12 protein-coding genes and 1 tRNA gene are annotated in these 11,578 nt (G+C 34.8%); 3 read left to right on the top strand and 10 right to left on the bottom strand.

The features are described from left to right. Positions 1-72: 72 nt before the first annotated feature. Both NOX80_RS10475 and NOX80_RS10470 read right to left on the bottom strand, forming a co-directional pair. On the bottom strand, positions 73-393 hold the full coding sequence (locus NOX80_RS10475) for a hypothetical protein (protein ID WP_256549725.1): 321 nt from the start codon (positions 391-393) through the stop codon (positions 73-75). A gap of 131 nt (positions 394-524) precedes the next feature. Continuing rightward, on the bottom strand, positions 525-1,337 hold the full coding sequence (locus tag NOX80_RS10470; protein ID WP_256549724.1) for a universal stress protein: 813 nt from the start codon (positions 1,335-1,337) through the stop codon (positions 525-527). An 863-nt stretch (positions 1,338-2,200) separates the two neighbouring features. Here NOX80_RS10470 and NOX80_RS10465 point away from each other — a divergent pair. Together NOX80_RS10465 and NOX80_RS10460 are read left to right on the top strand one after the other, a co-directional pair. Continuing rightward, the gene (locus tag NOX80_RS10465; RefSeq protein ID WP_256549723.1) at positions 2,201-3,082 is read left to right on the top strand and encodes a helix-turn-helix domain-containing protein; all 882 of its coding nucleotides are present in this window, start codon (positions 2,201-2,203) and stop codon (positions 3,080-3,082) included. Positions 3,083-3,690: 608 nt separating this feature from the next. Beyond that, on the top strand, positions 3,691-4,011 hold the full coding sequence (locus tag NOX80_RS10460; RefSeq protein ID WP_256549722.1) for a hypothetical protein: 321 nt from the start codon (positions 3,691-3,693) through the stop codon (positions 4,009-4,011). A 78-nt stretch (positions 4,012-4,089) separates the two neighbouring features. On the opposite strand, the gene NOX80_RS10455 is transcribed toward NOX80_RS10460, so the two are convergent. The 8 genes from NOX80_RS10455 to NOX80_RS10420 all read right to left on the bottom strand — a co-directional run bounded on the left by NOX80_RS10455 (position 4,090) and on the right by NOX80_RS10420 (position 9,881). Beyond that, on the bottom strand, positions 4,090-4,461 hold the full coding sequence (locus NOX80_RS10455; RefSeq protein WP_256549721.1) for a DoxX family membrane protein: 372 nt from the start codon (positions 4,459-4,461) through the stop codon (positions 4,090-4,092). A gap of 17 nt (positions 4,462-4,478) precedes the next feature. Beyond that, positions 4,479-4,970 (bottom strand): DUF4199 domain-containing protein, encoded by a 492-nt coding sequence (locus NOX80_RS10450; RefSeq protein WP_256549720.1) that lies wholly within the window; start codon positions 4,968-4,970, stop codon positions 4,479-4,481. A 122-nt stretch (positions 4,971-5,092) separates the two neighbouring features. Then, positions 5,093-5,512 (bottom strand): hypothetical protein, encoded by a 420-nt coding sequence (locus NOX80_RS10445; protein WP_256549719.1) that lies wholly within the window; start codon positions 5,510-5,512, stop codon positions 5,093-5,095. Positions 5,513-5,600: 88 nt separating this feature from the next. Then, a complete protein-coding gene (locus tag NOX80_RS10440) occupies positions 5,601-7,271 on the bottom strand; it encodes a T6SS effector amidase Tae4 family protein (protein WP_256549718.1) in 1,671 nt (556 codons plus the stop codon). A gap of 251 nt (positions 7,272-7,522) precedes the next feature. After that, positions 7,523-7,598, bottom strand: a tRNA-His gene (locus NOX80_RS10435). Positions 7,599-7,660: 62 nt separating this feature from the next. Next, positions 7,661-8,377 carry a bacillithiol biosynthesis deacetylase BshB1 gene (bshB1, locus tag NOX80_RS10430; protein WP_256549717.1) on the bottom strand — a complete coding sequence of 239 codons (717 nt, stop codon included), beginning with the start codon at positions 8,375-8,377 and terminating at the stop codon, positions 7,661-7,663. 14 nt (positions 8,378-8,391) lie between these two features. Then, complete coding sequence (locus tag NOX80_RS10425; RefSeq protein WP_256549716.1) at positions 8,392-9,456, bottom strand: isochorismate synthase; 1,065 nt, start codon at positions 9,454-9,456, stop codon at positions 8,392-8,394. After that, on the bottom strand, positions 9,453-9,881 hold the full coding sequence (locus NOX80_RS10420) for a PaaI family thioesterase (RefSeq protein ID WP_256549715.1): 429 nt from the start codon (positions 9,879-9,881) through the stop codon (positions 9,453-9,455). The genes NOX80_RS10425 and NOX80_RS10420 overlap by 4 nt, the downstream gene beginning before the upstream one ends. Positions 9,882-10,019: 138 nt before the next feature. On the opposite strand from NOX80_RS10420, the gene NOX80_RS10415 reads away from it, so the two are divergent. Then, positions 10,020-11,570, top strand: a complete 1,551-nt coding sequence (locus NOX80_RS10415) for a hypothetical protein (RefSeq protein ID WP_256549714.1) — start codon at positions 10,020-10,022, stop codon at positions 11,568-11,570. Positions 11,571-11,578: the final 8 nt, after the last annotated feature.

The following is an 11,578-nucleotide window of genomic DNA, read 5'->3' as shown; positions in this document are numbered from 1 at the left end:
TAGAATATATAGTAAATGATCCGACAGACACAAAAAATGCATCTACGGTATTTTTTTAATCCGATAAAGAAGTTATACGATTGGAGGTCGGAATAAAGCGCCCAAATGAGGGTTAGAATGCAGCTCGTTATTGTATGTTATTTTTAACCGGGAAGTATCCGGTACAATACATACTGAGCTTGTATAGGTAATACGATTCGGGATAAAGACAAGATTAGGTACATGATGATCTACTTTTTTAAACGGTAATTGCATATCCCGATCATCATCTGAATCGTTGATATCATCTCCCCAGTAGTGCATGGCCAGGAAATCGACAAATCCTAAGCTTCCGTTATGTGCCTGATGTTCCTCAAAGTGTTGAAACAACACCGGTACCTTAAACAATTGCACTAGGAAGCAATTGTTCAGGCTAATCAGGAATACAAGTATGAATACGGATAACTTTTTCACTATACAAAAATAGAGCTTGTTTCTCAAATAAACACGCTCTATTCTAAATTTAACCTATTCTTTAAATTGTGTTATAACGGCAATGATAATAAGGGTACTTTGTTACCGGATGCCATTGCTCTGGTTTTGCTTTTATGTACCATTGAGTCCCAAAAGCCATATTTATAGGGAACCATTACCAATAAATCGGTTTGCGAAGCTTCAATTTCATCCCGTATTGCTTTAATGATTTCCGAAGATTGTACATTTTTATATGTATGATGCACATCCGAAAGTGTTTCTTCCATTGTACTATTATGCTCTTCCGATTGGGCAATTTCTTCTGATTTTTCCCGTATATGGAACACCTCAACCGTGGCTTTATAATCGGAAGCCACTTCTCTTACCCTGTCCAGAATCATTTTGTGTACACCTCTGATTATATCGCAGGCAAAAAGAATGTGTTTTATTCCTTTATATTCCGCTCCTAAAGGAATACTTAGCACCGGAAATTTAAGCATACTGATAGCTGCTGTCGTTGTATTTCCTAATAGATCCTGTTCTATCGATCTTTCAGCCATTCCCATTACGACCAGTTCAGCATCATACTTTTGTATGCTATTGATCAGCTCATCGTAAAAATTACCGGGTACCACATGTGAGAGGACCTCTACCTTATATTTTTCATTTATAACAGCAGCTTTTTCGTTTACTTTAGTTTTTTTAGCCTGAAACATTTTATCAATTTCTCCGGCCGACAATCGGGCATTCTGAGCATGAATAGATGTATTATACAGGTGATACAATACAATTCGGTAATCTTTACCGGCAACAGCAGTTGCGATATATTGCGTAGCATTTTCGGCTTCCGCAGAAAAATCAGTGGCGACTATAATTGTTTTCATATTTATTTTGGTAGATTATATTGTCAATAAGGGGTTTGATTATATCGCTTTTTCTAATCCCTTAAATTTAAGGATTCCGAGGTTACTGACCCAAAAGTTAATTAATAAAATCCTGTTAAATTCTTCTTCTTACTTATATAGAATACCCCAATATAAGTCCTGTAGTAATAAAAAAAGCCGGCTAACCACACCGGCAAAAAATGAAATAAATACATTTTTAGATTAAATATGAAAAAAAAAATAAACTATTCCTAAATGGAAAAACTAACTCAAACATTTTTTTTCATTTGAAACTTTTTTAATTTTTCAAATCAATATTTCTGGTAATTAAAAAGATTATTATTTGGCTAATTTGAAATCTGATTTCCTAAATAGTATTTTCAGAAATCCACAGCAAAGAAAAGATGAGTTTGATTGTTATCATAAAATTCAATCGTTTTGTACAGGATAATAAACTATTATTCTATAAATTCCTGATTTATTTCTTTATCACTTAAAGACAAATAAAAAAGCTGCCAATATCCCTATTTTACTTACCAAAATGATCATTTTAAAAACTTTTCAAACAAATTTATCACCATATTTGTGATTTTAAATTATTTTTTATTTATTTTTGTTACAAATAAAACAAACCCCAAGTTTGATTTTACTCCTCTAATTACAATAATACAGCTATAAAACAGGGTATTTTTTCTGTTTTTTGTCTCCCCCCACAGTATTATTAACTATGAATGCCTCAGAAAATAGTGCTGTTCGCATTGTTAGTCGAAATTCAATAAACTTATTACAAGCCAGTAGTAATAAGCAATATAATTTCTGTCAATGTGTTCCGTACCGAATCATGTTTAATTTTATATATCCTTATGATGGCGGATCGTGTATTTAATTCAAGAGAGACAGCTTGTTGTTTAACTAATGATTTAGTAAATGATATTCGGATAGTACATTTTCAATCAAAACGTTCTATTTCGAAAATAAAAATAGAGTTACAGTATAATTTGATTTTATTTCCTATAAATGGTCTCAAAAGCATTGTTACCAAGAGGAATACTATTACTTTTAATGAAAATAATTTCGTAATACTTTCAAACGGTTCCCAATTTGTTTGTGAAACCAACAGAAAAGACGGTGATTTTATAGAAGGGATATTTATCATGTTTAATAACAAAATCCTCAATGATTTTTTATTAAAATATCCCGATTTTCAAAAAATTAAGAAGGATCGTACCTCACAATATTTAAAAAACCATATAGAGTGTACAAAGAGTAGTTTTATTCAAAATTGCCTGTTACCCTCTTTAAATTATATTACCCACGGTAATGCTCCGGACAATATTTGTTCTGTAAAATTTGAAGAGTTTATGTTAGATCTATTTAGTCAGAACCCGGAAAAAATAAACTGGTTTATTAATTTAATATGTCAGCAAGAGTCAACCATCCAACAAATTGTGGAGAATAATGTATATAAAAACATCAGTATAGCTACATTAGCTTCAATGTGTAACCTTAGTTTATCCACCTTTAAGCGACATTTTATACAGATTTACGGGATGTCTCCTAAAAAATATTTCTTGATGCAAAAAATGGACAAAGCGACTGTTTTATTACAAACGAAGAGTAAAGAAAATATAAAAGTATATGATTTTCTAGGCTTCAATACGAATGAAAGTTTTATTAAGTCTTTTAAGAAGCATCATGGCATTACGCCTTCAGAATATAGAAAATCGGTTTCTTCTGTAAACTAGGTATTTCATATCTGTAATACAAAAACCCTCGAGGTTATAATTTGCTCCCTGGCTCATATTAATGGTCAGGGATTTTTTTGTGTACCCTATATACAATATAAATTAGTACTGCTCAAGATACTATTTACTTGATACACAATACAATTTTGTAGTTTTACAAAAATATATTGATGAGGGGAAGGAAAATAAAAAGAAATTCTTTTTGCTAATTATTAAATCAATGCCGACAACAAATTGTAAAATCTCAAAATACAAAATGTTAATCGTTACCATTTCTTCTAACATCCCTTCCTCATCAATACAAAAAACTTACCAAAATAATTACAAGTATGAGATTTATTAAGAACGTGGTACAATATTAATGTCTTATCTAATTCCAGCCATTATTTTGAATTATTAGTAATTAAAAACGACCTATTTATACCGGTTTTTAAAATGACAAATACATTTATAAAAAATAACAGTTTTATTAAACGTACGACTTCAAAAAAAGCCTGATAATAAATATATTAGTATTTTATTACTTATCTTTATAGTATCCTTACTACCTGAAATTCCAAAGGAATTCTAAGATTGTCTTAAAACTTGTAACCTCTAAAAATAATGATATGAAAAGAAGCAGCATTTTAACTGTAGTATTTCTAGGCTTATCCACTGTCTTTTTCCAAACGGTTCAAGCACAGGAAAAAAAAGAGAGCGTAGGTGATAAAATTGAAAAAACAGCGAAAAAGGTAGGTGATAAAACTGCTGAAGTAGCTGTAAAAGGAACCTCCAAGATCACGGATAAAGTATGGAAAGGTAAGATGGCTCCGGATGGAACTGATGTTTACATCAATAATAAAAACGAAAAGTATTATGTAAACAAAAAAGGAAAAAAGGTTCATTTAAAAGCCTCACAAATAAAAGACCGCCCTGAGGATACTAAGTAGGTAGCACCATGGCTTTAAATAAAAATCCTCTTGTATTTTTAATATAAGAGGATTTTTGATATTATAATACTACAATTATCAGGAAAACATCGGTTTGTATTTTTTCCAATTGTCAGCAATAACCAATAAGTTGATCAAGAAAAATGGTAATGCAATAATAATCCCAGATGGTTCAAAAGTAATATTATGGCACAAAATCCCCACCATAACCGGTAGGATAACAATAGCACCTAAAGCTCTTGTTTTAGGTAAAATAAATAGAAATCCTCCAATAATCTCAATTGCACCTACTAAAGGCATTAACCAGGTTATTTCTATAAAGGCCTGCATTATTTTCATTTGTTCTGTTGTCATCTCTTCCATAGGCATATAATTTAGAAATTTATTAAGCCCGGCATTGATAAACATGAGTCCGAAAATCAGGCAAATAATCAGTTTTATTACTTTCATAGTTTTATTATTTATAATTAGTCTTTTGGTTTTCCAGTACGTACAAAAAAGGCAACAATTAAAGTGGTAATTAATCCCATCATCAAAGCACCAATAACACTTTGTTTCATATAATTTTCAAGCGAAAAATAAGCTTCTGCTTCTGCTCTCGTTTTATGATAACCTGTTTTAAGGGAATATTCGATAACATTCGGAAAATATTCCGGTGTGATGATACAGGATATAATCCACTGTGTCAACGGACTAAAAAGAGCTACAATTAATGTGATTATCAATCCGGATATAACACCTTGTTTAAAACTCATTATTCCGCCATAGTCCTTTTTTTTCTTATCTTTTAACGCCAGAACATAGACCCAAATAGCCGGAATCATAAAAAGCATTGTCAAGTATTGCTGCTTATCTATATGTGTACTATGAAGTCCACATAGTTTTTCTAAAACCATCCATAATAAGGACATTATAATAAAAATAAACGCCCATTTAATCTCGATTTTATACTTTCCCATTCAACAGAATTTTAATTTAACTTAAAAAATTAACATCTAAAATACTAAAAAAACAACAAACAAATAACAATTATAACAAAACTGACAAAATATTACAAATCAGATTAATTAAAGGATTCTAATCATTTCCGTTTATCCGGTATAAAATCTTTTATAAGTACCCCTTGATAAAACTCTTTGTATTCTTTTAGCACTGCTTTATTTTTTTTGTTTATTCTATATATACGTTGAATTGAATCTTTTAAAAAAAGATTTCCGTAATTATACTTTTCCGTGCAAACTATCTTTCCATTTTTATCTGTTTTTAGTTTACCTGTGATAAAAAGACTATCATTCCTTTTTGCTACAATAATATGTCCGAACTGAAAATTTCCTTTAGAATCAAGATAGTTTTTATATACTGCAAACAACTTTTCATCTTTTAGAAAGAGTCGCTGATTAGTCACCTTAAATTTTATTCCATTAATCGTTTCGGTTTGCTGCGAAAACATAACCAATGGCAACAGCAACAAAACGATCAACATTAGAATTCTTTTTTTCATGCATTTTATTTTAACTCCCATATTTCTATTATTTTGATTCCTCCTTTCGGGTTAGCACTGGCCGATCCCAAGCACTTACCATCTGTTATTAGGTCAACATGACCCGAATAGCCGCTATACCCGGACTTGCATTTAGTATTGTATAGAGTCCTGTTTTTCCTTTTAAAAACGATACAACAGCAGTCTTATCTGAAACCTGAGAACCCGACAATCTATAAGTTGGTTCACCAAAAGTTTTATGCATCCATACATTAAAAGCAGTTGCTGATAGTATATAATTCTTAAGATCATCTCCTTTTTCTGTTTTTTGTACACCATTATGCTTTACAATACCTATATTAATTCCGGAATAATTTAATGCTCTGGAACCTCTTATAGCACATGCATTTTTATAATTCGGATTTCCTGATAAGTGACTACTTAACATTGATCCTCCAACCAATTGAAACACCTCATTATTGGGCATATTACGAATGGTATTTCCATTTTGTTTTTTAGGAAAAGCTTCAAAAAAAACCGGATAGGTTGGCAACTGTTGCTGCTGAAAAGTAAGATTCGGATTTTCCCAAAATTCACTATCATAATCTCCATCATTCCCTTCTACTTCACCCAAAAACCAATTTTCAAACTGTTCCCAGGTCACTTCCGGATGGGATTCCAAATATTGAACTGCCCAAATCGCAAACTCCGATGTTTCTGTATCTATAGTTCCGGTTTGATTATCAAAATGTTCTTTCAAGTACTGGATAATTCCTTTTCCTTCGGCACTTCGCCACCATAAATGATTCGGAACGAGCGTTTGCATACTATTTTTAAAGTTTTTGAGATACAACCCAAACTTTAAATTAAATACCGGCTTCGTTAGTATCGAATGCCCTCCTGAATTCCCATTATTATTTATTGTCGGCAACGGATTAGTAACGCCTATAGTAAAATCGGTAGTAGCCGACCCGGCAGCTCCTGAATGTCCAATCGTATTTCCTCCGGTATAACCATCATGACTTCCTCCTTGCGGCGGACCGTAAACTCCGGTATTAAAACCCGTTCCCATCCAACCGCCCCAACCGCCGTTACTAACTCCACCGGATGAACTGCCGTGGCCGCCGGATGAAGAAAAACTGTTTGATTGTCCTCCGCCGTTTGACTGATTTACACAATCCTGATCAATTACTTCAATCCATTCACTATGCGTAACCTGCCCCAGTTCGTTCCAGGCAACCGCTTTCTTTATTACAGTAACACAAGGATTCTGTCTTTTTCTGTTGGCTAACAACAGATTAAAATCAGATAACGCAACGATTCTTACCCGATGTCCCTGACCTTCCGTAGCGGCTAATTTATCCGGTGTTGCTTCATAAGTCACCAGATAGGCATTATATTGACCTTTATCATAATCCAACACCAGGTTTTCCACTTCTGAAATCGGATTATCTCTTGTAATCAAAAAAGTATAGGAATGTTGTTCTCCGTTTTCGATATAGGTAATTTCATCGGTATTAACTGTAAAACCATAATCCGATGCTGATATCGAATTACCTTTCTGATTACTTTTCTGAAAATCTGTTTTTACAATTTCCAGTTTTTCCATAACCGGATGCTGTTGTCGTAACTCCTCCAGCGTAAGTTTTTTGAAGAAGATCGAAGTATTGGGATCGGAATCCCGTTCTTTTTCTTCAAATGTTTCCGGTTCACAAGCGATACATAAAAACAGGCAACTAAATCCTGTCCAAAACCGTATATGTTTCAGATAGTTTTTCATGGCAGATAAAAATTAAATTCTTTAGGCAGATATGTTAATAGTGTAAAACAGCAAAGCTATTTCTAAAAGCTTTCGGAGTTATATTTCACTGAATGCAAGTTACCGATTTCTAAATATCATTTTTTAGAGCACATAGGACATTGAAAGTCAAAAAGAAGAAATGAAGGGAAGTCAGAAGCTAACTTTAATTACAGGGCTTCACTTAAGTGTATAAAAAAAGCGGTCTTTTTTAAGACCGCTTTTGAATTTCAGGGTGAATGATGGGTCTCGAACCCACGACCTTCGGAACCACAATCCGACGCTCTAACCAACTGAGCTACAATCACCATTTGATTACGGGTGCAAATATACGGCAATTTCCGTATCACGCAAGCATTTTTTAAAAAAATTTACATCAAATTTTCTAAACTACTGACAGCCAAATATCTTTCCGCTGTAAATCCTTCCGCATAATCCGTTCCGATTAGTCTTCCCAGGTCCTGCGAGCGATAATGCAGGCTGTCTAAAAAGTTTTTAGTAGCAATCGGTGTTGTCGGTTCGCTTGAATTCGGCTCATAAAATTGCGATCCGTAGGCCAAAATAGCTGCTACTTTTTTATCAATAAATCCGGTTACATCCACAACAAAATCCGGTGTAATGTTTTTCCATTGAATGTAATGATACACCACTTTAGGACGCCAGGCTTCCTGTAACACTCCTTCTACTTCCGTTTCAATACGTCGTAATCCGGAAAGGAAACACGCATCGGAAACCAATTTACTCCCTTTTCCATGATCAATATGTCGGTCATCAATAGCGTTACACAATACAATTTCCGGGCGGTATTTTCGGATCATTTTGATAATCTCTAACTGATGTGTCTCATCATTTACAAAAAAGCCATCACGGAACTTCAGATTTTCCCGTACCGTAACGCCTAATATCTCCGCTGCTTTACGCGCTTCTTCATCCCGGATTTCAGCAGAACCCCGCGTTCCTAATTCTCCTCGGGTCAAATCAACAATTCCGACTTTTTTTCCTAAACTTATTTCTTTTGCCAGGGTAGCACCACATCCCAACTCTACATCATCCGGGTGGGCTCCGAAAGCCAATATATCTAATTTCATTTTGTTTGTTTTTACTATACTAATATCTTTTTCATCGTCATGGATTTATTCAGTGTTTCGAAAAACTCTTTTTCCGGATCACTATCTTTCGTAACGCCACAACCAATATAAAGATGAATGTTTTCTTTTTTAATTTTCATACAACGCAGGTTTACGTATAAATCGGAATGCTCACTTCTGCCGGTTGAAAAATTCTTATTGAGTTCGCCCAGAAATCCGGAGTAAAACTCCCGGTCATAGCCTTCGTTTTCCAATATAAAATCTTTGGCCAGATTTTTAGGCAATCCGCAAACAGCCGGTGTCGGATGTAAAATTTCCAGCACCTGCTTCAGACTTTCCTTATCGTTTAACTTTGCTGCAATATCCGTTTTAATATGCAATAAATTCCCGGCTCTAGCTGTATACGGACTGGATACAATTTCTTCTGAAACCCGGTTTTTTAAATTTTCCAGAATAAATTCGGTTACAAAATGCTGCTCTTCAATCTCCTTTGCTTCCCAATGTACGTTTTCGGTTCCTTCATATAGCTGTGTTCCCGCAAGGGCAACGGTTTGCATCTGGTAATCCTTAACTTTCAGCAATTGCTCGGGTGTTGCCCCCATCCACATTCCTACTTTGGGATGATAGAAACAATACTTGAAGGCATTCGGATAATTAGCCAGTAATCTCGGAAATAAATGTTCCACATCTTTGGATGTTCCGGCTACTTTTTCTTTGCGAGACAAGACCACTTTTTTAAAATATCCTGATCGTATAGCGGCTACCCCTTTCTCGACTAATTCTTCAAAATGTTGTTTTGCCGAATCATCATATTCCCCGGAAATTTCAGTTTCTTCCGAAACAGCCGGTCTTTCAAACTTTTCTGTTATAATCTCAGCATGTTCTTCCGGAATCAACACATAGTTTTCCCCTTCAAACGGAGCCATTATAAAGCCTGTTTCCGTAAAATGCTCAGCCAGATATACATGATCATTCATCTGGAACAAACCAATAATTTCGTCAGAACCAGGTTTTGAATAAATTACAAACGGCAAATTTTGCCCCTGGTGCACTTTTACTTTCAGGAATAAATCGGTCATGATTCTCTTTTTGGTAAAACCATATTGGTGAGTTTACAAAGCGAAATAAGATTACCTTCTTCATCTGTGATTCTGATTTCCCACAAATGCAGACTTCTTCCTTTATGGATGATCCGGGCGGTTCCATAAACGATTCCTTCTCTTTTACTTTTCAGGTGATTGGCCGAAATTTCAATACCTCTAACCTCTTGTTTTTCCGGGTTTACAAACATAATCGAAGCGGCACTTCCTACACTTTCTGCAAGGGCTACCGAAGCTCCGCCATGCAATAATCCCATTGGTTGATGTACTCTCGGATTAACCGGCATTTTAGCGACTAAAAAATCTTCTCCGGCATCTATATATTCAATTTCTAAGGTTTGCATCAATGTGTTCTTCGACAAATGATTGCAAAGCTGCAGTACTTTTTCTTTATCAAATGACATATATACTATTTTGAAACGTAAAATTACAAAATCAAAACCGAAGTAAGAATAAACTTAGTCACCTAACGTTATAGATAAATTACAATTTAAGTATAATTTAACATCCAAAAATTAGTATTTTTACCAAAAATCAGAAACATGCGTCATTATTATTACGTCCTTGTCACCCTTTTACTTATTGCACTGAGTTCTTGTCGAAACGATTTTTCTTTTGAGCCTAGTACCGGAAACCTTGAATTTTCGAAAGACACGATCTATCTTGATACTGTTTTTTCAAATATCGGTTCCAGTACCTACACTTTAAAAGTATACAATCGAAGCAATAAAGACATTAAAATCCCAAGTGTACGCTTAGGACAAGGTGATGCTTCCAAATATCGTCTGATGGTTGACGGTATTCCCGGGAAAGTGTTTAATAATGTGGAATTATTAGCCAAAGACAGCATGTATATCTTTGTGGAAACAACCATAAATTACAATGATTTTTCCGCTCCTGATGCTCAGTATTTGTATACCGATAAAATTGAATTTGATTACGGAACCAATTATCAGAAAGTAGACCTGGTAACACTTGTAAAAGATGCTTATTTTATTTATCCGGGGCGAAATAACGGCGTATACGAACAGGTTGAAGTGGGCGTAGATGAAGAAGGAAATACGTTAACCACACGAGGCCGAAACCTAAATCACAATCATCCGATTAATGGCGATGAATTCTTTTGGAAAAAAGACAAACCGTATGTGATATATGGTTATGCAGCGGTTCCTTCCGGTGAAACACTGAATGTTCAGGCCGGAGCCCGTGTTCATTTTCACGCCGAATCAGGATTAATTGTACAACAAGGAGCATCACTAAAAGTAGCCGGAACAAAATCGGTAACCGAAGCATTGGAAAACGAAGTCATTTTTCAGGGCGACCGACTTGAACAGGATTTTTCCGAAGTACCCGGACAATGGGGAACGATTTGGTTACGTAACGGAAGTACGGCACACGATTTAAAAAATCTGACCATCAAAAACGCTGTTGTCGGTATTCTTACCGAGGGCAATGATGGTACGGATACAACCTTAAAAATGACTAACGTACAGATTTACAATAGCGCTAATGTTGGTTTATTGGCCCGTAATGCCCATATCAAAGGGGATAATATCGTAATCAATAAAGCCGGACAAGCCGGATTGGCGTGTACGTTTGGCGGAAAATATCATTTCAGTCAATCTACTTTTGCGAATTACTGGTCACGTCCGAATCAGGTAGCGGTTACAATTGACAATGGTTCTGACCAACAAATGATTCCGTTGGAAATGGCGCAATTCGACAATTGTATTTTATTCGGATCCAGCAACATACCACTATCAATGATCAAACATAATTCGGTAGCATTTAATTTCCGGTTCAACAACTGTCTGATTAAATTTTTTGATATCGCTCAGCAATTTACAAATAACACGTTATTCCCTTTAGCAAACACAACGGATTATAACAATTGTCGTATTGCTGTCAATTCAAATTCGTTTAAACCGGATTTTAAGAACCCGAATAAGAATCAGCTGATCATTGGAGATAATTCCGATGCTAAGGCTTTCGGTGGCATGACCAATCCGTTTTTAGAAGATATACTTGGGAATCCGCGTCCGAACGGAGGTTCTGATTTAGGCGCTTATAATCATATTGTATTTGACAATTAGGCTGTAAA

The organism is Flavobacterium cerinum (assembly GCF_024496085.1).
Taxonomy (GTDB): domain Bacteria; phylum Bacteroidota; class Bacteroidia; order Flavobacteriales; family Flavobacteriaceae; genus Flavobacterium; species Flavobacterium cerinum_A.
The sequence above is the reverse complement of the archived record's forward strand: the minus strand, read 5'-3'. Positions and strand labels throughout refer to the sequence as shown.